Origin of the sequence: Paenarthrobacter sp. YIM B13468 (genome assembly GCF_042788025.1) — a bacterium.
In the GTDB taxonomy this organism is placed as follows: Bacteria; Actinomycetota; Actinomycetes; order Actinomycetales; family Micrococcaceae; genus Arthrobacter; species Arthrobacter aromaticivorans.
In genome coordinates this window covers 96365-120991 of sequence record NZ_JBHZPI010000018.1, presented here as the reverse complement: position 1 = coordinate 120991, position 24627 = coordinate 96365, and the positions used below count along the sequence as shown (strand labels likewise).

Annotated in this window: 29 protein-coding genes; 10 read left to right on the top strand and 19 right to left on the bottom strand. The window is 61.8% G+C overall.

All coding sequences use genetic code 11. The features are described from left to right. Positions 1-43 precede the first annotated feature (43 nt). From ACFX4T_RS17320 to ACFX4T_RS17310, 3 genes are read left to right on the top strand one after another with little or no spacing between them, the layout of a single operon-like run. On the top strand, positions 44-994 hold the full coding sequence (locus tag ACFX4T_RS17320) for a 1,4-dihydroxy-2-naphthoyl-CoA synthase (RefSeq protein WP_223946802.1): 951 nt from the start codon (positions 44-46) through the stop codon (positions 992-994). A gap of 9 nt (positions 995-1003) precedes the next feature. Further along, entirely contained in the window at positions 1004-2143 is a 1140-nt protein-coding gene (locus ACFX4T_RS17315) for an AMP-binding protein (protein WP_377652891.1), read from the top strand. Positions 2144-2203: 60 nt separating this feature from the next. After that, positions 2204-3085, top strand: a complete 882-nt coding sequence (locus tag ACFX4T_RS17310) for a 1,4-dihydroxy-2-naphthoate polyprenyltransferase (RefSeq protein ID WP_216926850.1) — start codon at positions 2204-2206, stop codon at positions 3083-3085. Positions 3086-3091: 6 nt separating this feature from the next. Here the strand turns inward: ACFX4T_RS17310 and ACFX4T_RS17305 are convergent, their stop codons facing one another. Continuing rightward, positions 3092-3403, bottom strand: coding sequence for a DUF4229 domain-containing protein (locus ACFX4T_RS17305; protein ID WP_223949335.1), 312 nt, complete (start codon positions 3401-3403; stop codon positions 3092-3094). 87 nt (positions 3404-3490) lie between these two features. Here ACFX4T_RS17305 and ACFX4T_RS17300 point away from each other — a divergent pair, with 87 nt between their 5' ends. Beyond that, entirely contained in the window at positions 3491-3934 is a 444-nt protein-coding gene (locus ACFX4T_RS17300; RefSeq protein WP_216926849.1) for a PLD nuclease N-terminal domain-containing protein, read from the top strand. A gap of 5 nt (positions 3935-3939) precedes the next feature. After that, entirely contained in the window at positions 3940-4551 is a 612-nt protein-coding gene (locus tag ACFX4T_RS17295; protein WP_377652888.1) for a hypothetical protein, read from the top strand. Between the two features lie 79 nt (positions 4552-4630). On the opposite strand, the gene ccsB is transcribed toward ACFX4T_RS17295, so the two are convergent. From ccsB to ACFX4T_RS17270, 5 genes are read right to left on the bottom strand one after another with little or no spacing between them, the layout of a single operon-like run. Then, positions 4631-5698 (bottom strand): c-type cytochrome biogenesis protein CcsB, encoded by a 1068-nt coding sequence (gene ccsB, locus ACFX4T_RS17290; protein WP_377652886.1) that lies wholly within the window; start codon positions 5696-5698, stop codon positions 4631-4633. Further along, entirely contained in the window at positions 5698-7434 is a 1737-nt protein-coding gene (locus ACFX4T_RS17285; protein ID WP_377652884.1) for a cytochrome c biogenesis protein ResB, read from the bottom strand. Before ACFX4T_RS17285 ends, ccsB begins: the two co-directional genes overlap by 1 nt. Continuing rightward, positions 7434-8189: a cytochrome c biogenesis CcdA family protein gene (locus ACFX4T_RS17280; RefSeq protein ID WP_377652882.1), complete on the bottom strand. Its 756-nt coding sequence runs from the start codon at positions 8187-8189 to the stop codon at positions 7434-7436. Before ACFX4T_RS17280 ends, ACFX4T_RS17285 begins: the two co-directional genes overlap by 1 nt. Positions 8190-8194: 5 nt before the next feature. Next, a complete protein-coding gene (locus tag ACFX4T_RS17275) occupies positions 8195-8800 on the bottom strand; it encodes a TlpA disulfide reductase family protein (RefSeq protein WP_216926844.1) in 606 nt (201 codons plus the stop codon). Between the two features lie 4 nt (positions 8801-8804). After that, the gene (locus tag ACFX4T_RS17270; protein WP_377652880.1) at positions 8805-9470 is read right to left on the bottom strand and encodes a histidine phosphatase family protein; all 666 of its coding nucleotides are present in this window, start codon (positions 9468-9470) and stop codon (positions 8805-8807) included. A gap of 215 nt (positions 9471-9685) precedes the next feature. On the opposite strand from ACFX4T_RS17270, the gene ACFX4T_RS17265 reads away from it, so the two are divergent. From ACFX4T_RS17265 to ACFX4T_RS17255, 3 genes are all read left to right on the top strand, one after another. Then, positions 9686-10237: a YceI family protein gene (locus ACFX4T_RS17265; RefSeq protein ID WP_377652915.1), complete on the top strand. Its 552-nt coding sequence runs from the start codon at positions 9686-9688 to the stop codon at positions 10235-10237. 193 nt (positions 10238-10430) lie between these two features. Continuing rightward, positions 10431-11111 carry a hypothetical protein gene (locus ACFX4T_RS17260; RefSeq protein WP_216926842.1) on the top strand — a complete coding sequence of 227 codons (681 nt, stop codon included), beginning with the start codon at positions 10431-10433 and terminating at the stop codon, positions 11109-11111. A gap of 263 nt (positions 11112-11374) precedes the next feature. Continuing rightward, positions 11375-12256, top strand: a complete 882-nt coding sequence (locus tag ACFX4T_RS17255; RefSeq protein WP_216926841.1) for a hypothetical protein — start codon at positions 11375-11377, stop codon at positions 12254-12256. A gap of 48 nt (positions 12257-12304) precedes the next feature. On the opposite strand, the gene ACFX4T_RS17250 is transcribed toward ACFX4T_RS17255, so the two are convergent. Together ACFX4T_RS17250 and ACFX4T_RS17245 are read right to left on the bottom strand one after the other, a co-directional pair. Further along, the gene (locus ACFX4T_RS17250) at positions 12305-13012 is read right to left on the bottom strand and encodes a redox-sensing transcriptional repressor Rex (RefSeq protein WP_216926840.1); all 708 of its coding nucleotides are present in this window, start codon (positions 13010-13012) and stop codon (positions 12305-12307) included. 83 nt (positions 13013-13095) lie between these two features. Next, the gene (locus ACFX4T_RS17245; RefSeq protein ID WP_216926839.1) at positions 13096-13350 is read right to left on the bottom strand and encodes a glutaredoxin family protein; all 255 of its coding nucleotides are present in this window, start codon (positions 13348-13350) and stop codon (positions 13096-13098) included. A gap of 295 nt (positions 13351-13645) precedes the next feature. Here ACFX4T_RS17245 and ACFX4T_RS17240 point away from each other — a divergent pair, with 295 nt between their 5' ends. Beyond that, positions 13646-14461, top strand: coding sequence for an HAD family hydrolase (locus ACFX4T_RS17240; protein WP_377652877.1), 816 nt, complete (start codon positions 13646-13648; stop codon positions 14459-14461). Positions 14462-14580: 119 nt separating this feature from the next. After that, a complete protein-coding gene (locus tag ACFX4T_RS17235) occupies positions 14581-15546 on the top strand; it encodes a DUF559 domain-containing protein (protein ID WP_377652875.1) in 966 nt (321 codons plus the stop codon). Between the two features lie 231 nt (positions 15547-15777). Here the strand turns inward: ACFX4T_RS17235 and ACFX4T_RS17230 are convergent, their stop codons facing one another. From ACFX4T_RS17230 to ACFX4T_RS17180, 11 genes are all read right to left on the bottom strand, one after another. Then, positions 15778-15876: a 30S ribosomal protein bS22 gene (locus tag ACFX4T_RS17230; protein WP_003792170.1), complete on the bottom strand. Its 99-nt coding sequence runs from the start codon at positions 15874-15876 to the stop codon at positions 15778-15780. A 171-nt stretch (positions 15877-16047) separates the two neighbouring features. Then, positions 16048-16260 carry a helix-turn-helix domain-containing protein gene (locus ACFX4T_RS17225; RefSeq protein ID WP_017199160.1) on the bottom strand — a complete coding sequence of 71 codons (213 nt, stop codon included), beginning with the start codon at positions 16258-16260 and terminating at the stop codon, positions 16048-16050. 151 nt (positions 16261-16411) lie between these two features. Next, positions 16412-17569 carry a 3-deoxy-7-phosphoheptulonate synthase gene (locus ACFX4T_RS17220; protein ID WP_223946811.1) on the bottom strand — a complete coding sequence of 386 codons (1158 nt, stop codon included), beginning with the start codon at positions 17567-17569 and terminating at the stop codon, positions 16412-16414. Between the two features lie 219 nt (positions 17570-17788). Then, the gene (locus tag ACFX4T_RS17215; RefSeq protein ID WP_377652872.1) at positions 17789-18796 is read right to left on the bottom strand and encodes an acetylxylan esterase; all 1008 of its coding nucleotides are present in this window, start codon (positions 18794-18796) and stop codon (positions 17789-17791) included. Positions 18797-18846: 50 nt separating this feature from the next. Then, positions 18847-19524, bottom strand: a complete 678-nt coding sequence (locus ACFX4T_RS17210; protein WP_377652870.1) for a DUF1961 family protein — start codon at positions 19522-19524, stop codon at positions 18847-18849. Further along, positions 19521-20192: a rhamnogalacturonan acetylesterase gene (locus ACFX4T_RS17205; protein WP_377652868.1), complete on the bottom strand. Its 672-nt coding sequence runs from the start codon at positions 20190-20192 to the stop codon at positions 19521-19523. The genes ACFX4T_RS17210 and ACFX4T_RS17205 overlap by 4 nt, the downstream gene beginning before the upstream one ends. A 23-nt stretch (positions 20193-20215) precedes the next feature. Continuing rightward, entirely contained in the window at positions 20216-21088 is an 873-nt protein-coding gene (locus tag ACFX4T_RS17200; protein WP_377652866.1) for a carbohydrate ABC transporter permease, read from the bottom strand. Then, positions 21088-22062, bottom strand: a complete 975-nt coding sequence (locus ACFX4T_RS17195; protein ID WP_377652864.1) for an ABC transporter permease — start codon at positions 22060-22062, stop codon at positions 21088-21090. The genes ACFX4T_RS17200 and ACFX4T_RS17195 overlap by 1 nt, the downstream gene beginning before the upstream one ends. After that, entirely contained in the window at positions 22059-23588 is a 1530-nt protein-coding gene (locus ACFX4T_RS17190) for an extracellular solute-binding protein (RefSeq protein WP_377652862.1), read from the bottom strand. The genes ACFX4T_RS17195 and ACFX4T_RS17190 overlap by 4 nt, the downstream gene beginning before the upstream one ends. Positions 23589-23591: 3 nt before the next feature. Next, the gene (locus tag ACFX4T_RS17185; protein ID WP_377652860.1) at positions 23592-23828 is read right to left on the bottom strand and encodes a hypothetical protein; all 237 of its coding nucleotides are present in this window, start codon (positions 23826-23828) and stop codon (positions 23592-23594) included. Beyond that, entirely contained in the window at positions 23821-24552 is a 732-nt protein-coding gene (locus ACFX4T_RS17180; protein ID WP_377652858.1) for a YesL family protein, read from the bottom strand. Before ACFX4T_RS17180 ends, ACFX4T_RS17185 begins: the two co-directional genes overlap by 8 nt. Positions 24553-24627 lie beyond the last annotated feature (75 nt).

Here is a 24627-nt window from a genome sequence, read left to right as displayed (position 1 = left end):
CCACGAGTTCTGCATCAGCCAAGGCCATTACTAGACTCGGACTGTGAACAACCAACTCCCTGCCAAGGTTTCCGACATCTTTGACCCCTCGCGCTGGCGTACCGTTTCCGGCTTCGACGACTTCAAGGACATGACGTACCACCGGCAGGTTGAGCGTTCCGCAGACGGCACAGTCAAGGACCTCCCCACTGTCCGCATCGCCTTCAACCGCCCCGAGGTCCGCAATGCGTTCCGTCCGGGCACTGTGGACGAGCTGTACCGGGCCATGGATCACGCCCGCATGACTCCGGACGTCGCCACAGTGCTGCTCACCGGCAACGGACCGTCGGAAAAGGACGGCGGGCACTCGTTCTGCTCGGGCGGCGACCAGCGGATCCGCGGCAGGGACGGCTACCGCTACGCCGAAGGCGACACCCAGGAAACCATCGATCCCGCCCGCGCCGGCCGCCTTCACATCCTGGAAGTCCAGCGCCTGATGCGGACCATGCCCAAGGTGGTCATCGCCGTCGTCAATGGTTGGGCAGCCGGCGGCGGACATTCCCTCCACGTGGTCAGCGACCTCACCATCGCCTCGCGCGAACACGGCAAGTTCAAGCAGACTGACGCCACGGTGGGAAGTTTCGACGCCGGATATGGCTCTGCGCTGCTGGCGCGTCAGATAGGGCAGAAAGCCGCGCGGGAGATCTTCTTCCTGGCCCGCGAATACTCCGCCGAGGACATGGTGAAGATGGGAGCCGTGAACGAGGCTGTGGACCACGCGCGGCTGGAGGAAGTCGCGCTGGAGTACGCGGCTGATATCGCCCGCCAGTCCCCCCAGGCCATCCGCATGCTGAAGTTCGCCTTCAACCTGGCCGACGACGGCCTTGCCGGGCAGCAGGTCTTCGCCGGTGAAGCCACGCGGCTGGCCTACATGACGGACGAGGCCGTGGAGGGCAAGGAAGCCTTCCTCCAGAAACGCGACCCCGACTGGTCCAACTTCCCCTACTACTTCTAGGACTCCCCCGTGGACATCGATCCCGTACTCAAAGCACTGGCCGCTGCCCTGCATGGCGAGGGTCCCGCCGTCGAAATTGTGGTCCAAGAGGACGGCCGGCCGGAAGCAGTTCCGGTAGAGACCGGCGTGGAAGAGGCCGCAGTGGTGGTCCGGACCTCCGGCTCCACAGGGACGCCAAAGGCCACCGTCCTTACCGTGGATGCCCTGGCGGCGTCCTCTGTGGCCACGGCCATGGCATTGCGCGGCGAAGGCCAGTGGCTGCTGGCGCTCCCTTTGCAGTATGTGGCCGGTGTCCAGGTCCTGGTTCGCTCCCTCTACGCCGGGACGCGGCCCTGGGTGATGGACCAATCGAACGGCTTCACGCCTGAGGCATTCACAGCTGCGGCCGAGGAACTGACGGACAAGATCCGCTTTACGTCGCTGGTCCCCACCCAGCTGCAGCGGCTCCTGGACTCCCCCGCACCGGAGACCCTTGCCGTGCTGCGCCGCTTCAATGCGATCCTGCTGGGCGGCGCGCCGGCGTCGGATGAGCTGCTGGCAAACGCCCAGGCGGAAGGACTGCACGTGGTCACCACCTACGGCTCAGCCGAGACGTGCGGCGGGTGCGTGTACGACGGCGAGCCGCTGGACGGCGTCGAGGTCCGCATCGGCGAGGGCGAACTGGAAGGCCGCATCCTGCTGGGCGGCGACACCGTGGCGGCGGGGTACCTTGACGCCCCGCGGGCCACAAATGCCGCGTTCCTCGAGGAGGACGGCGTCCGTTGGTACGTCACCGGCGACCTCGGTGAAGTTACCGACGACGGCAAGCTCACCGTCCTGGGCCGGGCCGACGACGTCATCATCACCGGGGGCGTGAAGGCCTCCGCCGGATATATCCAAAGCAAACTGGAAGAGCTCGACGGCGTCACCGCGGCTTTCGTTGCAGGCGTCCCGTCGCGTGAATGGGGCCAGGCCGTGGCAGCGTACGTGGCCATGACCGATCCCTCGGCGGAAGAGCTGAAGGGATTCACGGCCCGCCACGAAGCAGCGTTGGGGGTTTTGGCCCCCAAGACTGTGGTTGCCAAGAAGGACTTGCTGATGCTGCCCAACGGAAAACCGGACCGGCTGGCCATGATCGCACAGCTTTCCGCCGCGCATCAGGGACAATAGACACGTTCTGCCCTCATGACTCCGACCATAGATCAACGCGAAATACACGAGGTACTACACGTGGCGACAGCTGCACAATGGATTCAAGGAGCCCGGCTCCGCACACTGCCCGCGGCAATCGCGCCCGTACTGATCGGTTCGGCAGCGGCGTACGAGCTCCATGCTTTCCGGCTGCCGAATGCGATCCTGGCGGCGCTCGTGGCGCTTCTTCTCCAAGTGGGCGTCAACTACGCCAATGACTACTCGGACGGCATCCGCGGGACGGACGAGGACCGGGTGGGGCCGCTGCGCCTGGTTGGTTCCGGACTCGCCAAGCCCGAGCAAGTGAAGTGGGCGGCCTTCGGTCTGTTCGGCGCTGCCATGGTGTGCGGGTTGATCCTGGTCATCATCACCCAAACCTGGTGGCTGATCCTGGTGGGCCTCGGTTGCGTCCTGGCAGCTTGGGGCTACACGGGCGGCAAGAACCCTTACGGCTACCTTGGCTTGGGCGACGTCTTCGTTTTCGTGTTCTTCGGCCTGGTGGCAACGCTCGGCACAACCTACACCCAAGCCGGGCAGGTTAGCCTTGCAGCGGTCATCGGCGCGATCGGCACCGGACTCATCGCCTGCGCCCTGCTCATGGCCAACAATGTCCGGGATATTCCCACGGACACGGCGGCCGGAAAACGGACCTTGGCGGTGCGTCTTGGAGACAGGCATGCCCGCGAGAGCTACGTGTTGATGCTGGCCGTCGCCATCCTGCTGGTGATTGTTCTGGCACCCACCAAGCCATGGATGTTGATCGTTCTCCTGCTGATCCCCGCCTGCCTGATGCCTGCCTGGCTCATGGTCAACGGCAAGAAGCGTAAGAGCCTCATTCCCGTGCTCAAGCAGACCGGCCTGATCAACCTCGGCTACAGCCTGCTGTTCTCGCTCGGCCTGATCCTGAACCGCGGCTTCTAGGTTTTCCTACTTGGAACCCGGGCGTTTGTCGTTGTTGACGGCGATGTCCGGGTTCTGCTCCACCAGGCCATCCTCTGCCTCGGCGTCCTCAACCTCACCAGCGGTGCGGATGGGCTTGGCCCGGCCGGAAAAGCGTTCCCGCATGGCCGCAGTGGCGGCGTCGCGCTGTTTCTGGAAGAAGAGGTAACTGATGGCGAACGCGATCAGCCCCGCGAAGACCACCGCCAGGATCCAACCAACCTGCAAAAGGGCGAAAAGGATGAACAACGGCACGAACAGCGCCATACGGATGAGGGAATACTTCAGGAAAGCCACTATCCAAGTTTAGCCGCCCGGATGGTTGCACTCTGATCACAGCCGGAACCGGGCGTCCAGTGAATGCCTTCCGGCGACTAGACTTGGTGCATGCTCCGGGTTGTTGGCGTCGTCGTCGTCCTTGTTATCTTCGTCTACGCCCTCGTGGACGTGATACGTACCGATGGCAGGTACACACGCGGCATCTCCAAGCCCGCGTGGATCGTGGTCATGATCCTCCTGCCCCTCCTCGGCGCCGTCCTTTGGTTCATCTTCGGCAGGCCCTACGGCAAGGCCTCGGCGCAGCCGATCCGCCGCCACCCCACCGCCCCGGACGACGATCCCGAGTTTCTCCGCAATCTCGAATCCCGCCGCCGGAACGCCGCCGAGGAAGAGCGCCTCAAGAAGCTCAAGGCAGAACTGGAAGCCAAAGAGCGAAAGCTCAATGGTACTGATGGAGCGCAGGGCAGCCAGGGCAATAAAGCCCCTGGGTACAAGTCCGGCGATGCCAAGCGCGGCGAGCCCGATACCCATGGCACCGACGAACTGAAGTAGGGAACATGGCCCAGCAAGCTGATGGATCACGGCAGTCGTCTGCTACCGCGTCACCCATCGGCGGGCCACCCAGGTTTACGCCACCTTCGAGCTCCGGCGTTTCCCTGTCTCCTCCACTGTCCCTTGACGGCGTCGTACGGCCACCGGGCCCCGCGCTGCTGTCCAGGTGGTTGTGGGCAGCCAGCTTTGTCGCAGGACTCGCAGTAGTCGTCACCACTTTCCTCGCCCGCGACTCGCACCTGGACCGTCTAAAGGGTGTTATCGCGGACAAGCTCCCCGATGGCGACGCACAGGCAATCGAGGGTGCAACCGCCGTCGTGTTCCTGGGAAGCCTGGCCATGCTTGCGCTGGTGGTCGCGATGGAAGCGGTCCTGCTGGCTGTGGCCTTCAAACGCCGCAGCTGGGCGCGCTGGCTGCTGGCACCGGTGATCCTCCTGCACGCCGTGGTCACAGTGATCACCGCAGATTTCGTCGTGGCGCCGGGAGGCGAAGGTGTCCTATCCACAGTGCTGCTAGCCGTGCAGTACGTCTTGGCTGCAGCAGGCCTGATCCTGTTGTTCCTGCCCTCCACCACGGCGTGGCTGATGAGCGGACGACGGCGCGCGACGGAAATCTAGCCGCGTCCACCGCGGCTAGACGCCAGGGAGGCCGTGAGTGCCTGGCGCCTGAAAAGCGGCCTGCTCAGAGTCCCGAGTATTAGAGCCCGGAGTATGAGTGCAGGCCGTTGAAAACGGTGTTCACGAGTGTGAAGTTGATGATCACGCACGCGTAGCCAACGATCGACAACCAGGCTGCGCGGGTTCCGGTCCAACCACGGGTAGCCCGGGCGTGAAGGTATCCGGCGTAGACCACCCAAATAACGAACGTCCACACTTCCTTCGGGTCCCAGCCCCAGAACCTGCCCCAAGCCTTCTCAGCCCAGATGGCACCGAACATGAGGGTGAACGTCCAGCCGATGAAGGCGATCGCGTTGATGCGGTAGGACAGGTTTTCCAGGCTCAGCGCATTCGGAACCACCCGCATGAAGCCAAGATTGTCCGCGCGGCCCGCGGCCAGGTTCCTCTGCCGGTACGACTGCACCAACTGCAGCGCGGACATGGCGAACGTCAAAGTAAACAGGGCCGAGGACAGGACCGCGATGGAGACGTGGATGATCAGCCAGTAACTCTGGAGGGCCGGAACCAGGTGGCCAACCGGCGTCCAAAACGATACCGAGGCAGCCACCAGCATGATGATGGCCAGGCCGATGACGAACGTACCAAGGAACCGCAGGTCACGTCGGATGAGCACGATCAGGAAGACTGCTACGGCGACGAACGCACCGGTGGTGAGGAACTCGTACATGTTGCCCCACGGCACCCGGCCTGCGCCCAGTGCACGGGTCACAACGCCCGCACCATGAATGAGCACGCCCAGGACTGTGAGTGCCACAGCCACCCGCGCAGGCACGCGGCGTTCGGCGGAGTACTTCATGTCGCCGGCGGCAGTGCCACCCTCAACGGTGAGGCCCGACGTCGGACGCTCGGCGCGGCCAGCCGGCCCACCGGCGTCGACGCCCCCCAAGCCTCCGCCGCCGCGACCAGCCGCCACCGCCACCTTCTGTGCTGGAGAGCTGGCAGCAGCCTTCTCGTCGATGGCACGCAGGGCCTTGCTGCTCTTGGCCAGGTCCCAGGCAAACGCGATGAACGCCACGGTGTACGTGCCGGCGGCCAGCAGCATGAACAGCTCGCTGTACTGGCCCAGGGTTTCGTTGATGACGGGCATTACTGGTCCTTCGAGGTTGGGGAAGAGACTGTGGGGTTTGCTGACGTGTTGGGGTTTGCTGACGCGTTACCGGAGTCAGAGGGGATCTGCCATTCCCGGGTAAGAAGTTCGCGGAGGGCTGCTGCTTCGCCCGCGAGCCGGTGGTCTTCGCCTCGGGCCAGCAGGCCATATTCCACCATGGTGCGGCCGTCCTGGTGGGTTCCGGTGCGTACCCAGACACGGCGGCGGTTGACGTAGAGCGAAGTCACCAGGCCGGCAACAGCCAAGAGGCCGAAGATCAAGGCGTACAGCTGCCCGGGGTTGTGGTGGACGTCCACGCCGATGTACTTCTTGACGCCGTCGAAGCTGATGCTGCCTTTGCCGTCCGGCAGTGTTTTGGTCATCCCCGGGGCAAGCGTGATTCCGCCGGCTTCAAGCTTTCGGCCATTGAGCTGTTGGAGGTTCCTGACATCCAGCTCGAACACGTTCTGGGGCACGCCCTTGTCCAGCCCGAGGTTCCCAAAGTAGGAATCCAGGCTCAACTGTGGGTTGAAGAGTTCGGGACTTGCGCTGAAGGAGATGCCCTCCTCGGACTTGAACGCAGTGGGAAGGAAGAAGCCTTGGAATGCCAGCTGGTCCGGTTTGCCGTCCGGCACCTTGATGACCACGGATGAGTAGTAGTTATCGCCCTGGACCTTGGCCGTGACCGGGCCTTGGAAAGCAATGTTGCCCTCGCCGTCGCGGACCGTGACCACGGGGGCGTAGCCGTTTCCGGTGAGGTACAGGCTGGTGCCACCCAGTGTGATGGGATCGTTGACCTTGAGGATTTCCTTCTTCGCCGGCGAATCCGGATTTTCCTTGGTGGTGACCTCGGCGGTGTAGTCGATGGGCTGACCGATCTTCTTTGGCGATTCGCGATCGAAGGTGGCCTCAAACTTGTCCAACTGGATGGAGTACGGCTGGAGCCAACTGCTCTGGAAGTTGGTGCCCGGGGTGAATTGGTCGTAGCCCACCAAAGTATTGACGAACGTCTCACCCTCCACCAGGATCCGCTGGCCGCTGTATCCGAACAGGCCGCCGATAGCCACGGAAACCAACACACCAATCAGCGAAGTGTGGAAGACCAGGTTGCCGACTTCTTTCAGGAAGCCGCGCTCGGCACCCAAGGACGGGAGGTCGCCGTCGACGTCCCTGACTTCCACGCGGTAGCCCCGCCTTTTGAGCAGTCCAGCGGCATCGTTGATAGCCTTCGACGCCGGGATCCCGGCGTTGGCGGGCAGCGCCAACGTGCCGTACTCCGGCAGTCGCGAAAGGCGCTTGGGGGTGCGCGGGGGCTGCGACTTCATCGCCTTGTAGTGGGCAATGGCCCGTGGGGTGACGCAGCCAATCAGGGAGATGAACAGCAGGATGTAAATGGCCGAGAACCAGGCCGACGAGTAGACGTCATAGAGCTGCAGGGCGTCAAGTAGCTGGCCGTAGGACGGGTTGTCCTTGATGTATTGGGTGACGACTGCAGGGTTCGCTGGGCGTTGCGGGAACAGGGACCCCGGCACCGCACCCACAGCCAACAGGAGCAGCAGGAACAACGCTGTCCGCATGCTCGTCAACTGGGTCCAGGCCCACCGAAGCATGCCCAGGATGCCCAGGGAGGGCAGCGCGGCCTCGGACTTGGCCTGCTGGAGTTTTCCTTCCGCTGTCTTCGTGTTCGTGCTTGCAGCGGCTGGTGACTTCTTCTTGGCTTTCACGGACTCGCTCATCAGATTGGCAACTTCACATCGGTTTGGAACCAGTACTGCAACTCGGTCACCCAGGTTCCCCACACACCGGTGGCCATCAGGATGCCGAGCAAAATCAGGATGCCTCCGCCAAACCGCTGGATCGCCAGGCGGTGCGTCCGGAAGAAGGACATGACGCCCATGCCCCGCCGGACGGCCAGTGCGATCAGGAGGAACGGGATACCCAGGCCAAGGCTGTAGACGAAGGCCAAAAGCGCACCCTTTGCCGCCGACGATCCGCCGGACAGGCTCAGCAACTGTACCGCGGAGTATGTGGGCCCGATGCATGGAGCCCAACCCAGGCCGAACGTCAGCCCGAGCAGCGGCGCGCCCCACAGGCCGGCCGGAGGCTTGGCATGGATTTTGGCGTCGCGCTGCAGCCAAGCAAAGCCACCCATAAAAACGATGCCCATGAGGATGACCAGAATGCCCAGCACTTGGGTAATCCAGGCGTTCTGCGGACCTGTCAGCAGGGTCCCGAGTTGGCCAAATGCACCGCCCAGGAGAACGAAGATCACCGAGAATCCCAGCACAAACAGCCCAATACCTGCCAGCATGCGGCCCCGCCGCTGCTTTTGGAGGTCGACGCCGGTCAGTCCTGTGACGTAGCCGAGGTAACCGGGGACGAGCGGCAGCACGCACGGCGAAAGGAACGAGACGAGTCCGGCCAGCAGCGCAACCGGCACGGCAAGCAGCAGTGATCCATTCAGGATCGTCTCGGCGAAAGGACTGTTCATTGGTACTACTCAGCCACTGCGGACGTAATGAGGGCCTTCAAAGTGCTCTTCTCAATTTCGCCCAGGACGCGGGAGGCAACTTTGCCCTCCTTGTCCAGGACCAAGGTGGTGGGCACCGCACCCGGAGGCACGATTCCGGACACAGACAGGAGCACGGCCCCGTCTTTGTCGTTGAAGCTCGGGTAGGTGAGGTTGAAGGTCTTGTCGAAGGCGTCCGCGGTGGCTTTCTCGTCACGCAGGTTAACGCCGAAGAATTGAACGCCTTGGTCCTTGAAGTCCTGGTGCAGGGCTTCAAGCTGGGGAGCTTCGACCCGACACGGGGCACAGGCCGCGAACCAGAAGTTCAAGACCGTGACTTTCCCCTTGAGGTCTTCGGGCTTGACCGTGTCTCCATTGAAGAGTGTCCCCTTGAGCGCCACGGGTGCAGCGCGGTCCGCTTTGGCGAACTCGGTGACGGAACCATCCCCGGCCACGTAGTTCTTGTTGTCGCCTTTTCGGGCCTGCTCTGCGAGGGAGTCCTTCTGGGCGCAGGCTGACAGGCCCATGGTAAGTCCTGCCAACAGGACACCACCGGCTGTAAGCACGCCGCGACGCGAAAGGTTGTTATCCATGTGCCTACGCCCCCGGAGTGCTTGCTGCACCGGGAAGGAGCACCGCAGCAGGTTCGCTGTATTCCACCCGAACAATCTTGCCGTCGTCGTCCAGGACCAGGGATGTCAGGGAGGTCAAAGTGCACTCACGCTTACGGGGGTCGTGCGCCAACCGGCGGCCCTCAGCGGACAGGCGGGTGGACCAGATGGGAAGCTGATGGCTGACGAGGATCGCTTCAGCGCCGTCGCCACCCAGTTCGATCGCCTTGACGCGTGCGTCTTCAACGGCAGCCAGGACCCGGGCGGCTTGCTCTTTATAGGGCTCGCCCCAGGACGGGCGCAGGGGGTTCCGGAAATAAAGCCAGTGCTTGGGCTTCAGGAATTCGCTGCGCGTGGGGTGGAGTCCCTCGAAGTGGTTCTCTGCTTCGATGATCCTGGGGTCCGTATGGATCTCAAGATGGAGCGCCTCGGCAGTGGGCATTGCCGTTTCCTGGGCGCGCGTCAGCGGCGAGGCGACCAAGTGGACAATCCTGGCACCCTCGCTTGCGCGGACGGCAAAGTGCTCAGCCAGCATGCGGGCCATCTCCCGGCCCCGCTCGGAGAGATGGAATTCAGGCAGCCGGCCATAGAGGACGCCATCGGGATTATGGACCTCGCCATGGCGAAGCAGATGGACAGTTGCTTGGGGCATGTTTACCAGTTTCTCAAAGAAGCGGGGCGATCCGAAATCTTCTACCGCTAGTAGAACTCAAAGTTTTCTCAAAATGTTCCGTGGAGTTGGAATAAAAGATGCATATGCATGTTTATACTAGACACGAAGCTCGGTTGACGTTTCAAGTAAATGCATCAACCAGTCAGCCGGGCAAGCAAGCGGTACCTTCCACTACATACAGGAGCAACATCATGATGACCCTTCCCGCCAACGTCACCACCGGCATCTGGACCCTCGACGCTTCCCACAGCGAGATCGGCTTCACCGTCCGCCACGCAGGTATCAGCAAGGTTCGCGGTGTCTTCAAGGACGCCGACGCTACCCTCGAAGTTGGCGAGACGCTGACTGACTCCAAGGTCACCGCAACCATCCGGACGGCCAGCTTTGACTCCGGCGATGTCAACCGCGATGGCCACGTCAAGGGCGAGGACTTCTTCGATGTGGAGAAGTTCCCGGAGATCACCTTCGTCTCCCGCCACGTCAAGGCAAACGGCGACGGCTTCGATCTTGTGGGCGATCTCACCATCAAGGGAGTCACCAGGGAAGTTTCCATCGAAACCGAATTCAACGGTGTCGCAGTGGATCCCTTCGGCAACACCCGTGCAGGCGTCTCCGGCGAAACCACCATCAGCCGCAAGGACTTTGGACTGACGTGGAACGCCGTGCTTGAGGCCGGCGGCGTCCTGGTCAGCGACAAGGTTGTCATCAACCTGGAGCTCGCGTTCATCGCACCGGCAGCTGCCTAGATCAACAGCAGCTTGCACGGGAGTTTGCACGGCAGTCCCGAGTAAACGGCGCCCCGTCACAGTTCCGCTGTGGGGGCGCCGTTTCGCGTACTCAGAAGTCACCCTGCGATTATTCGGCAAACACCCTGTAGTTAGCTGCGAACCGGCTCCAAATCTCCTATGCATCCTTCAACCTGCGGTCTAAAGTGATGCCATGAGTAACCCAGACGAAGCACCACAGCCTCAGCAGCCCGGCTCCCAGCCTCCGCAGCCCGGCAATGTTCCTCCTGCGGGTTACCAACCACCGCAGGGTTACCAACCACCGCAGGGCTACCAGCCGCCGTCGCAACCTGGCCAGTATTCGCAGCCCGGACCGGGTCAGCAGGGCCAGCCAGGTGGTTTCCACTTCGAAATGCCCACCGACGGACCCCGCAACTTCAACGATGTCCTTCCGCAAGGTGGTTTCTCGGGCATCTTCAAGACCATGGGCCTGCCCACCGAGCTCAAAGTGTCCTACTTCATTTGGGTCATCTCGGGACTCCTGGGCCTCCTCTTTGGCCTCATTGGACTTTTCGCCATCATCGCTGCGTTCGCTTTCATGCCAGGAGTTGCGGCACTCCTTCTGGTTCTCCTGATCATCAGCCTTGCTGTTGCAGCCGCCCAGATAGTCCTCGCCATGAAGATGAAGGAAGGCAAGGAATGGGCACGCCTTGCCCTCACCGTCCTTGCCGCGGTTTCCCTGTTGCTCGCCATCTTTGGCTCCATCAACGCCGGCGGACCCGGTGCGGGCCTGGGTGGCAACTGGTTTGGTTTCCTGGTCAGCGCAGTGGCCGTTGTGCTGATGTGGTTGCCGAACTCGCAGCTGTGGTTCAAGGCAGTAAAGGGCGCCGTCTAACCCTCCTGAAGTACCGGCGTCGGGCTCTCATCCAAGCCGCCCTGACAGGTGAACAAGGCCGTGGTGGTCCATTGGACCACCACGGCTTTCATCATGAAGGCGTACGCCATCGTGATGATTTCAGCTCAAGCAGGAAATTCCTGCGTGTGATCATCCGCAGCACCGGACCCCGGAGGTACGGTGGAAGCAGAACCAGGCTGGGGGCAGGGTCTTTTTGCTGATCCCGGCAGCCGTACCAGCAGTCGAACAAGCAAAGGAATGCCATGAGCAACCCTCCATACCCGCCGTCCAACGCCGGGGACGCCAATCCCGGCGATGCCAACACCGGTGATGCCAACAAGGGCGACGCCAACAAGCCTGAGCAGCCGGGCCAGCCATCCATGCCACAGTACGGTCAGCCCTCGGCACCGCAGTATGGTCAGCAGACTCCCCAATATGGTCAGCAGCCCAGCGCTCCGCAGTACGGTCAGCAGTCCCCGGCTGCCCCGCAATATGGTCAGCCCCCGGCTCCCCAGTACGGCCAGCAGACTCCCCAATATGGTCAGCAGGCTCCGCAGTTTGGCCAGCAGCCATCTCCCTACGGTCAGCAGCCGTCTCCCTACGGTCAGCAGGCCCCGCAATACGGCCAGGACACCAACTGGCCCAGCCAGCAGCCAGGGCCTACCACCGTTCCCCAGATGGTCAACATCTCCTTCTGGATGATCATCGCGGCGGGCATCCTCTCCGCCATCAGCTCGCTGATCCTGGCCACCACCGGCTCGGATGCCTTCATCAACTCGATGATGCGGCAGGCCGCACAGCAGGGAACGGAATTCCCCCCAGGCTCCCTGGAAGGCATGCGAGGCGGTCTTGTCGTTGCCGCGATCGTTGGGGCCATCGTGTCCCTTGGCCTCTACGCCTTGGTTGCGTTCCCAGTCCGCAAGGGCAAGAACTGGGCGAGGATCCTCGGCACCGTCTTCGCGGCGATCTCTGTCCTTGGCCTCGCCGGACTGTTCCAGTTCGGGGCCACCTACGGCATCCTGCAGCTCTTGGTGATCCTGCTGGGAGTTGCCGCAATCGTCCTGCTGTACCTGCCGGCGTCGGCTCCGTACTTCCGCAAGCCGCAGCCTTTCGGCAACCCTTACCAGAACCCTTACGGCCGCTAAGCCAACAAGCTTCCTGCCATAACGTCAGCGGGCGCGGACCCGGTAAGGCTATACAGCCTGACCCGGTGTTTGCGCCCGTTGTGCGTGGTAGGCCAGGATCTGCAGCTCGGTGGCCATATCCACCTTGCGGAGGTTCACGTGCGGCGGAACCTGCAGGAGAACCGGAGCAAAGCTCAGGATGCTCCGGATTCCGGCAGCGATGACTCGATCACAGACTTCCTGGGCCACTGTGGCGGGCAAAGCCAGCACCACCATGTTGGTGTGGGTGCGCTCCAGGACACGTTCAAGTTCCGCTGAATCGCTGACCCGCAACCAACCCACCTCGTTGCCGATCACCATGGGGTCTGCATCGAATATAGCCACGACGTCGAAGCCGCGGGACTCGAAGCCGCCGTACCGCGCCAGCGCCTTGCCGAGGTTACCGGCACCGACAATCGCGACCTTCCAGTCGTGCGTCAGGCCAAGGGCTGCGGCAATGTGACGGCTGAGGTACTGGACTTCATAGCCCACGCCGCGGGTCCCGTACGAGCCGACGTAGGAGAGATCCTTACGCAGTGTGGAGGAGCTGACGCCTGAAGCCTCGGCCAACGCATCCGATGACACGCGTTCCACGCCTTCTGCCAGGAGCGAGTTGAGCGCGCGCAAATAGAGAGTCATCCGGGCCACAGCCGCGGGCGGGATCTGCTTGGCGGCAGGTTCGTGGTCCCCGCTTGTTGCCCCCGGGGACGGTTCCAGCGCAGTCACGGTTTTCTCCATTGCGTCGCTTGTTGTTCCACTCTATGGCCCTTGGCCGGACTCAACAAAAGCCGGTACTTCCGGGTAACAGAGTCCTCTGGCCCTCAGCCTTCGAGGACTCTTTTCAAAGTACGGGTCAAGCGCTGCTCGTCGATCTTCCAAAAGTCGCGCTGGACCCCATCCACCAGCACCACTGGAATTTCCTCCGCGTAACGCTGCTGCAGTTCTGCGTTACCGTCGATTGCCTGCTCGGTCCACGGGACGCCCAGTTCCGAGGTAACGCGCTCGACGGCGGCACGCGCCTCCGTGCATAGGTGGCAGTCAGCTTTGGTTAGGAGAACGACGTCGGGAATAGCCATGTCACAACGGTAACCGCCCGAACGCTCTCTCACATCCCACCCCCTCCCGGCCATCCTTCTCTCACATCCCACCCCCCTCCCGACCATCCTTCTCTCACATCCCACCCCCTCCCGGCCATCCTTCTCTCACATCCCACCCCCTCCCGGCCATCCTTCTCTCACATTCCAACCCCCTCCCGGCCATCCTTCTCTCACATTCCAACCCCCTCCCGGCCATCCTTCTCTCACATCCTCTAGGGCAGCCCCCACCGTGCGCCCTCAACGCTGGGCTCTGGCGATTGACTAGACTCAAGGCATGCCCGACGAGAAGAACGCCGCTGTGGTCGCTGATGCCAAAGTGCAGCAGCACACAGGCGAAGCCGCTTTCTTCGACGTCGATAACACGCTGATGAAGGGCGCCAGCCTCTTCCACGTGGCCCGCAAGATGTACGAACGCAAGGCCTTCACACTGTCCCAGGCGGCTGGCTTCGCTTGGAAGCAGTTCAAGTTTGTGATGCGTGGCGAGAACATGGACGACGTCCATGCCGTGCGCGATTCCGCTCTGACCCTGGCGGCCGGGATCACCGTCGAGGACATCAAAGCCCTGGGCGAAGAAGTTTATGACGAAATGATCGAGTCCCGGATCTGGCCTGGGACGAAGGCCCTTGCGGAGCAGCACCTTCGTGTCGGCCGGAGGGTGTGGCTAGTGACCGCCACGCCGATTGAGGTTGCCACAGTCATTTCCACGAGGCTCGGTCTGACAGGCGCGCTGGGAACCGTGGGCGAAGTCCGCGACGGAATGTATACCGGAAAGCTAGTAGGCGACATCCTGCACGGGCCGGCTAAAGCCATCGCGGTCCAACTAGTGGCTGAGCAGGAAGGCTTGGACTTGGATCACTGCTGGGCTTACAGCGACTCCGCCAACGACATCCCGCTGCTCACCATGGTGGGTCACCCCGTGGTGATCAACCCCGACTCCAAGCTGCGCCGGCATGCCCGCGACAACAACTGGCCGGTCTACGATTTCCGGTCCGGACGCCGTGCAGCAACGCTGGGGCTGAAGGCGGCAACCGTGGGTGGCGCCATTTATGGGCTGTGGCGTGGATTCTCAAAGTTCCGCGGCCCCCGCTAACCGTTCTTCTCTCACATCCCGACCCGTTTCCACCGTTCTTCTCTCACATCCCGACCCGCCAGTCGGCGGCCTGTGGATAACTTCTGCACGCTCAGCTGCTTCCAAGGAACAATGCGGGTATGCAGAATTCGCTACTCAACCCATCAAGCCCGGTCTTGGGGCCCTTCAGCCTGAACGAAGCCAAAGCAGCGGGCATCGATCCCTCAGTCATTTGGCGCAACAGCAACATCGTTCCCGTTAGCCGTGGCTTATACCGGCCAAGTGATTGGGATTTCGACCTTGCGTCAGCGGCCCGTTCCCTCTCGTCAGCCAGCCCTGGCGCTTGGATCTCCCACACAACTGCCGCCAGGCTCCATGGCTTGGTCTTGCCAGCGTGGCTATCGGATTCAAACGAATTGCACTTGAGCAAACCGCGACGTCTGCCGTCGGTCCGGCGCAAAGGCATCATCGGGCACACCCAAACGCTCTTCGAGGGAGAGATTGAGCAAGTCCAAGGGATTTGGATGAGCACTCGAGCCCGAACATGGCTGGATTTGGCGCGTCGCCTTCCCCTTCATGACCTCGTATGCGTGGCAGATCAGTTGATTCGCATTCCACGGCCCGACTTTGAGGGGCGCGACGCGCCGTTCGCTACTGCCGAGGAGCTTCGGTGCATGGTCGAACGGCACAAAAACCGCCAAGGCGTCGTCCGGGCACGGGAAGCCCTGGACCTTATGCGCGTCGGGGCCGACTCAGCTCCAGAGACTTTGCTTCGTTTGGCCATGCTTGATGCCAACTTGCCGGAACCTCAGCTCCAGGTGATGCTCCGTCCGAACGACCCCTTCTCGCCGTCAGCGGACTTGGGTTTCAAGAGCCGTCGCCTCGCGATCCAGTACGACGGCGGCCATCACCTTGAGGAGGAGCAGATGCATAGCGATCGGCGCAGGGATAAAGCATTTAGGGCAGCCGGTTGGACTGTCCTCGTCTTTGGAAAAGAGGACCAGGCGGACAATTTTGGCAACGCTGTTCGGCAGATCAAGAGGGCGCTACGGACTGCATGGGTAGATCCATCCGTTGCATCCGGGTTTGCCAGGAACACGACGTGAGAGAACGTCCGGCCACACCCCGCAGGACGTGAGAGAAGATCCGGCCCACACCCCGCAGGACGTGAGAGAAGATCCGGCCACACCCCGCAGGATGTGAGAGAAGATCCGGCCAGAAGCGTCCCGATGTGACAGAGGAACAGCCAAAATGCCGCAGGATGTGAGAGAGCGTTGGGATGCAAAAATGCCCGCCGCCTTGGAGGGCAACGGGCATTCACGCTTGGTGAAGTATCTCTACTTCTTATTGCGGCGCTGGTGGCGAGTCTTGCGAAGCAGCTTGCGGTGCTTCTTCTTGGCCATACGCTTGCGGCGCTTCTTAATAACTGAACCCACGAAAGTTCCTTACAAACTAGATGAAGGTCCTGTCTGTTGGAACGGATCCGCGGACTAGCAGCAGACAGTACAACTGACAGATTCTTACATTGACGTAAAACGTTCCTTAACAGAGTACCGCTTCAAAGGGGCACCCCGTGACCACGGTCCGCGGGACGGACTGCGGCGCCCTCAGGCGGTCTCCGATTGTCCGTCGACCACAGCACCCTTGAGGTACTGGGCCACGGCTTCCTCAGGCACCCGGAAGGAGCGGCCAAACCTGACGGCAGGCATTTCCCCGGAGTGGACCAGGCGATACACAGTCATTTTGGAAACACGCAGGACGTCGGCTACTTCAGCCACAGTCATGAAACGCGCATTCGAGAAGTTAGTCTCCGCGGACATTTCCCATATTCCTTTGCTCTCAGCCGGACAGGACACCCCCAGTAGAACGGTGTGCCGATGCTGAGCCATCAAACAACCATGTGCTAGATACTCTAGAGGCTGAAGTGACCAATGTGAAAGCATTTCGGCTAAGTGGGACTCTACTCCCCGGCTACTCCCCCGAAACCAGCCGGCGCTTCCGGGCCGACGCAGCGAGTTGCTCCAGGACTGAAGCGGTGACATCCCATTCCATGCAGGCATCAGTCACGCTCTGGCCGTAGACGAGTTCCTGCTCACCAGCCAACTGCTTGGCCACGTCGAGGTTCTGCGCCCCGCCTACCAGGAAGCTCTCCAGCATCACGCCGGCAACAGGAGAAGAGGTACCGGTTTCGAGCTGCGCACCGATTTCCAAGGCAACCTCGGCCTGGCGGTGGTGGCTCTTGCCGCTGTTGGCGTGGCTGGCGTCCACGATCAAGCGTGGGTTCAGTCCCTTGGCGGCGAGCTTGGATGAGGCAGCGGCAACGTCTTCCTGCGAGTAGTTGGGGCCCTTGCGGCCGCCGCGCAGGATCACGTGGGTGTCCGGGTTGCCGGACGTGGCCACGAGAGCCGCGCGGCCGTCGTCGTCGATTCCCAGGAAGGCTTGCTCAGCGGCGGATGCGCCGCATGCGTCAATCGCCACCTGGAGGTCGCCGTCGGTTCCGTTCTTGAAGCCGATGGGCATGGACAGCCCGGAGGCGAGCTGCCGGTGGATCTGGCTTTCGGTGGTGCGGGCGCCGATGGCACCCCAGGAGACGAGGTCCGCCATGTACTGGGGGCTGATGGGCTCCAGGAATTCGGTGGCGGTGGGCAGGCCCAGCGCCGTGACCTGCTTGAGGAAGCCGCGGGCGGCGCGCAGGCCGGCGGCGATATCGTGGCTGCCGTCCAGGTGGGGATCGTTGATGAGGCCCTTCCAACCGACCGTGGTGCGCGGCTTCTCGAAGTAGGTCCGCATGACGATCAGCAGGTCTTCCTTGTGCTTCTCCGCCTGGCTGACCAGCCGGCGCGCGTATTCCAGACCGGCCTTGGGATCGTGGATGGAGCAAGGCCCGACGATTACCAGCAGGCGGTCGTCCACGCCGTCCATGATGGCCCGGACTTCATCCCGGCCACGGTCGACGACGGCAGCTGAGCGGGCGTCCAGCGGCAGCTCGGCGATGAGGTCCTGAGGGGCCGGAAGCGGCTCGAAGCGGGCCACCCGCAGGTTGGAGGTGGCGGGCTGGGAAGCTTTCCCGGCAGCGGGGAGTGCCTCGTTATCGAGTGTCTCGGTGGATTCTGCAGCGATGCTGGTCATTTCTGGGTCCTGTTCCGGATGCGGAGCGGGCCCCTTTTCAGAACCCGCCGGATATGGCGAAGGGCAGAGAATAATCTCTGCCCTGCTGGCTCTGAAGGAAAGTTGGATGCGTGTCAGTTAGACGCGGGCCCCTCCAGAGCCAACGAAAAATACGCATACCAACGGTTAGTCATAGCCACACCATAACCGCGGTTCGTCAAACCGGGCAAATTGGGTCCGTCATGATGACAAAAGTTTGCGGAGGAACTGGAGCTGCTTGATCCAGTGGTGTTCCTGGCCGCCCTCGTGGTTGTTGAAGCGGTATACCTCGATGTCCTTAGCGGGCGCACCTCCTGCAACACCGTAATTGTTGAAGCTTGCAAAGACCGTTGACGGCGGGCAAATATCGTCCATCTGCGCTGCCGAGAAGAGCGCAGGCACCGTAGCGGCCCGGCCGAGATGCACGCCATCGAAGTAGTTCAGCACGGCAAGCATGGGCTCGTACTTTTCGCGGTGCCGCCCCAGGAAACCTGCAATTTCGGGGTAGGGCCCGCGGGGCGCGATGTCGATCGCACGGGGAAAGTCCTGCAGGAAGGGGACGTCGGGCAGCGCGGCGATCACGCCGTCGAGCCTTCCGCCGGCCAGCCCGGCAGCCGCCACCGTGATGCCGCCACCCTGGCTGATGCCGGTCAGCACCACCTTGGAGGGGTCGACGGCGGGATGGCTCTGCGCCGCTTCTACCGCACGGAAGGCGTCCACGTAGACCCGGCGGAAGTAGTAATCGTCCTGGTGCCCCGAACCGCGGGTCATGAGCCCGGCATAGTTGACTTCGCCAGCTGATGGATGCGGATCCGGGGTGTCACCGGAGACGCCGCCGTAGCCCTGACCGCGGGTGTCCATGATGAAGTGGGCATATCCAGCCTGCGCCCACCGGGTGTTCTGGTTGGCCAGCCCGCGTCCGCCGGAGTAACCGATGTACTCCACGACGACAGGAATCTGCTGCCCTGCTTCCAGGTGTGAGGGAACGTGCAGCCAGCCCTTGATGCGATCTCCCCCGAAGCCGGAGAAGGTGACATCGAAGGTGTCGATCACGGCGAGATAGTTGTCGACGGGTTCGAAGACGGCGTCCAGCGGCAAGGCCCTGGCCTCGGCGATGGTGCGGTCCCAGAAGGCTTCGAAATCAGTAGGCGGAACTGCGCTGGAGGTGTAGTTACGGAGCTGCTCAAGGGGCAGGTCAAAGAGAGGCATGAGGACATCCTACGTCATAGGGTTGTGTCGCCGGTCACGAGGACGGGGAACTACAAGGGAGTAATGGACAGGTTTCGGTAAGCCGCCCGTAGAGGGGCCATTTGGCGGATTCCGAAGTAGCCGCCAGCCAAGGGTTCCTGGCCCGCGTCCAACCAATCGAATAGGGGCAATCCATTGATCGAGAAGGCAACACGGCGGCCATCTTTGATGACTTCCATCCTGTAAAAGCCGTCAGCGTCATCGGCTGGAGGAAGCGGGTCCGCTCCCTGCGCTACGAGTTCGAAGCCGGCACTTTTGCGCAGGTTGCACGTCCTGAAGGCCCGCTCCGTGGCGTATTTGTGGCGGAAGTAGGAGATGTGGAGGGCATTGATATCCCCTGAGTGGTACTGCGGGTAGTAACCGGTCCGCGGAGCCAGCGAAGTGGAGAACAGATCCTCGCCGTCGTGCCCCCGCGCGGAGAAGAACACCATGGCCAGGCCTGGTTCCTCAATCGGAAGGAACTCCCACCTGATCCGGACATGGTCCGGTGTCTCCTCAGGGCACCAGAGGGTCCAGTGCGCGTGGTCTCCATGTTCCTCCGCGTCGAGGGTACCGGAAAGGAGAAGCGCGCTGGTTCCGTCGCCGCCCAAGGCCGGCCCGCCGTCGTCGTACGTTCCATACTGGACCGGCCCTTCGGCGACCCAACCAGCGATATCAGAAGGACCCCGCAAGGGGTTGGAGTAGATCAAGCGCCCACTCCAGCTTTGAGGGCAGCGGCCAACCCGTAGCCGAGCGCTTCGAGCTGCTCCGCGACGTAACCCGCAATCCGGCGCGCACCCGTCTCGTGGAAATGCGTGTTGTCCTCAAGGCCCCCGGCCCAATGCGCATGCTCGCCGGGAGCGAAGTGGAAGAACAATTCCTTGGACCCCTCCTCCCCCAGCTCCTCGTACAGCGCACGGGTCCATTGGTTGAGGTCGAAGACGTCCAACCCCAGCTCCATGCCAAGTTCACGCACGACGGCGGGATAGTCACCCAGCGTCTCCTGCAGCGTTCCGTCGAGGAAGCTCCGGCGCTCCACCTGCGTACACAGAATGGGAACACCACCCTTGGAACGGACGTCGGCCACCATCCGTTTCAGGTTGTCGGCATAGCCCTTTCTTGCGGCGAGGTGCTCCCGCTTCTGGTCGTTGTGCCCGAACTGGATCAGGACGAGGTCCCCTTGAACCGTCTGGTGAAGCAGCTCGTGCCAAAGCCCTTCATCCCGAAACGACTCCGTGGTGGCACCACCCTTCGCGTAATTGTGGACAGCAGCCCACCAATAGGTTTCGGACGCGAGGTGGGCTCCCCAACCACTCATCGGGTATTCGTAACTCGGGCAGGCTGCCACGGTGGAGTCGCCCGCGAGGAGTATTTTCATGAGTTTCCTTTCATCAGGAGCTGCTACCCCTTAACCGAACCGATCAGCATTCCTTTGGCAAAGTGCTTCTGCAGGAAGGGGTAGAAGATGAGGATGGGCAAGGTTGCCACCACGATCACGGCGAACTTGATGCCTTGCTCGGGCGGGATGTATGACGGATCCACATTGCCGGTGCCAAGGAGATCCGATGCAGCGGTGACCTGACGCAGGTACATCTGAAGCGTCCACATGTTGTTGTCGCTGAGGTACAAAAGCGGGGACATGAAGTCGTTCCAAATACCCACAGCGTAGAAAAGCGCAAACGTGGCCAATACCGGCTTGGACAGCGGCAGCAGGATCCGCCAGAGGATTCCAATCTCCGTAGCTCCGTCCATCTTGGCTGATTCCTCGAGCTCGGCAGGGAGCTCCTGGAAGAAGTTCTTGATGATGATCAGGCTGAACGGGTTGATGGCCGCAGGCAGGATAAGAGCCCAGTAACTGTTCAGCAAGCCCAGGTCCTTGACCAGCAGGAACGTTGGAATCATGCCGCCTGAGAAGACCATGGCAAAAACCACCAGGGACAGGATCAGTTTCCGGCCACGAAGTCCACGCTTCGCCAGCGGGTAGGCCATGGTGACCGTGAGGACCAGTTGCACCAGCGTCCCAACCAGCGTGACCAGCACGGTGGTGAGCAGGGCTTTGGTAAAGGACGGCGTGGAGAAAATGTACTCATACGCCCCCAGCGTGAATTGCTCGGGCCAAACGAAGAACGCCCGCCGCGTAATTTCGGCTTCGTTGGCGAAGGATCCTGCCAGGACGTAGACGAAAGGCAACAGGGTGATGATGCCGATCAGGGTCAGGAAGACGTAGTTGGCGGCATCGAAAATCCGACCGCCACGCGTGTTGTGAATCTTCATTAGAAAAGTCCGCTCTGGTTGAACCGCTTGGACAGCCAGTTGGTGCCGAAGATCAGTACTATGCCCACCAAAGACTTGAAAAGCCCGACGGCGGTGCTGTAGCTGTAGGCGCCTTGGGTGATGCCTACGAAGTACACGTAGGTATCGAAGACGTCGGCCACGCTGCGGTTGAGTGCGTTGGTCATGAGGTAGATCTGCTCAAAGCCGGTGTTGAGCATCTGCCCGATGGCCAGGATGAGCATCACGATGATGGTGGACCGAATGCCGGGCAAGGTGATGTGCCAGACGCGCCGGAACCGGCCGGCGCCGTCGATAATTGCGGCCTCATACTGGTCCTGATCCACGGTGGCCAGTGCCGCCAGGAAGATGATGGTTCCCCAACCGGTGTTCTTCCAGATCTCTTGAAGCACAATCAGCGGCCGGAACCAGTTCGGATCGGACAGGATGTCCACATTGGTGCCAAACAACCCGTTGACGAACTGGAACAACGGTCCGATGTCCAAGGCGAAGAGGAGGAAGCTCAGCGACGCCACGATGGTCCAGGACAGGAAGTGTGGGATGTAGACGAGTGTCTGGACGGTTCGCTTCAGCACCGAAAGCCGGACCTCGTTGAGCAGCAATGCCAGGACGATGGTCAGCGGAAAGGCGATCCCCAGGTTCAGGAACGCCAGGATCAGTGTGTTCCCCAGCAACCGCGGAAAGTCCGGGTTGGCGAAGAAGTCGGTGAAGTTGGTTAGACCCACCCAAGGACTGCCGTTGACGCCCAGGAACGGAACGTAGTCCTTGAAGGCGATGGAAACACCGTACATGGGACCGTACCGGAACACTGCGAAGTACACCACGCCGGGCAGGAGCAGTAGATACAACCATTTGTAATGCGCGAAGTGGACTGCAAAGCTGCGTCGCCGCGCCGGGGCGGGCGGCGTGCTGGCCGCCCGCTCCGGTGCCTTGGCTTCAACGACCGGGGCGGTCACTTCTTGGTGTCCTGCCACAGCTTGTTTATCTCTTCTTTGACCTTGTCACCACCGCTGGTGTTCCACAGCTTGATGGCATCCTTTAAGCCCTGCTCGTCCAGCTGCCCAGCCAGGTACTTGATGCGGGCGTCGGCCACGATGTTGTCCAGCTGCGCACCCTTGGCCACATACGTGGGCGAAACGAAGGCTGCGGCCGGGTTGTACACGGCACTCTTGAGGTCGTTCGCCATCACTGCAACGCGATCGTCAAAGACCTTCTGCTCGTACTCGGACGCCTGCTTCACAGGGTAGAAGTTGTTCCCCGTGACGTTGGTGCCAAGTTGCGCGTAGCTCTTGATGTCGGTGTTGACTACCTTGCCCTCCGGCGTTTCCGGCTTGATGGTGGCCGCCAGTCCTTCCTCAACCGTGAAGTTGACTCCCTCGATGCCGTTGTTCATCAGGACGGCAACTTCCTTGCTGTTGAGTTTGTCCAGGAATGTCAGGACGTTCTTCAGGTCGGCTTCGGTTTTGACGCTGGACTTGGGGATGGCAAGGAAGCCGGAGTAACCATCGGTCGGGTGGGCGTGCAGTTCACCGTCCGGGCCCTTCAGGCTGCCCACGAAGCCCACTTTGCTCTGGAAGTCGCTCGGGTTGGCCTGCTTGAAAAGGTTGATCAGCACGCTGACCCGGGAGTCGACGTCGACAATAATGCCGCCCTTGCCGTTGAAGAAGGGCTCATTCCATTTGGTGGGATCGAAGGTGGCGAAGTCGGGGTTGATGAGTTTCTCGTCCACCATCTTCTTGATGAAGCGATCAGCCTGCAGGAATTCTTCGGTTTCGAAGCTCGGCACCAGCTTGCCGTCCCGCTCGGTCCAGCGGTTTCCGGCGCCGAACCAGGTCTCGATCATGTCGTAGGGGCTGTTGGTGCCCAGTGCGCCCCATTTGGGAATCGTGATGCCGTAGGTATCGTTCTGGCCGTTGCCATCCGGATCCTGCTCGGTGAATGCCTTGGCCACCTTGTACAGGTCTTCTGTGGTCTGCGGCGCTTTCAGGCCCAACTTGTCCAGCCAATCCTGGCGGAACATCACGGCGGCGCGGATCGGATTACGAGCCCGGAAAACCCCGTAAACCTTGCCGTTGACGCTGGCGTTTTGCTGGACTTCGGGAAAGGTCGTCTTGAGGTTCGGGTAGTCCTTGAGTTTGTCGGTAAGGTCCCAGAACGCCCCGGCTTCGGCGTTCTTCACGAAGCCCGGCGACTTGCCCTGCACCACCAGGACGTGCGGGATGTCGGAGGAAGCCAAGGTGATGTTCATCTTGTCCTCGTAGGAGGCGTTGGGCGCCCAGGAGATGTTGATGTCCTTGCCTGTGAGCTCTTCAAGCTTCTTCTGCACAGCGCCGTCCGGGGTTGGCGGCTGCGCTTCCAGGAAGGGCGCCATGATCTTGACGGATGAGAGGTCCGACGCCGGCGCTTCGCCACCGCAGGCGGTCAGGGCCAAGGCGGCAGAGACGACGACGGCGGCCGCCAGGGTTGGTTTTCTACGGATCATTTCCTACTCCACTTCTTCGGGGTTGTTGTCGATTGACGATTCCGGGGCCACGCCGGGGAAGCGTTTCAGGCTCCACAGGTGACGGCCGTTCGCGTCTTGATACGTTTCATTAACGCTCACGCCAGGAGAATCTACGCCCAGCTCGGGGCCTCCTTGGACAAGTTCGGCATGCCCTTGGTTATCAAGGGATCGATGGAGGACACGGCCCGCGCCTGCGGGCGGGCGGCTGGTTTCAAACAAGACTGATCTCCTTGTCAGTGGAAGGGGCGGTCAGGGGGCTGGCTGCCGTGATGGTCGCTTGATCGCCAGAGGCGAGGACAACTGCTGCCGCAGGGTCCGTTTCCTTGGCAGCCATGGCGTCGTCATTGGCAGCAAAGAACCGGTCGCACAACCAGCCGGTGAGATAGAGCCAGGCACCAACACCGAAGAACGGCACCAGGCCGGGAAGTGAGCGGCAGGCGAATACGGCGGCCGCCGTTACGAACAGGAGTATGACGGTCCCCGCGAGGTGGCGCATGGCAAACCGGGACGACATCACAAAGTACTGGGGAAGCGTGAGTTCGTATCTGGCAAACATCGGAAAGAGGTAGCACAACGTTCCGGCCGCAAAGAGGACAGCCAGGAGGATCGCGGCCGATGCCACTTGCGAACCCAGATCCCAGCCGGCAGAAAAATAGCCCCAGTTCAGGGCCAAGGCCGCAGCAACTACCAAGACCGGAACGCCGAGGGCATTGCCCTTCGCAAAGTTCTTGAAGTACTCCTTGGCGTAGCGGCGCATCAAAGGCGTGGCGTTTCCCTGCACCTTGTCACGAACCAGGATGTGGGCAGCTGTGGTGCTAGGTCCTATACCCAGCACCACGCCACCCAGCAGCGTGAAGACGATCCAGAGCATATTCAGGCAGGCGATCCACAGGAGTGTGTCGAAGAACGTGTAGGCCCGAAAGCCAAATCCCCCAGAAGTCATGGCGCTCCCTTTCTCCATCGTTGCAGAACTCACCCAAATATCTGGCGCCGGCGATCACCTTGCAATCTCGCCTCG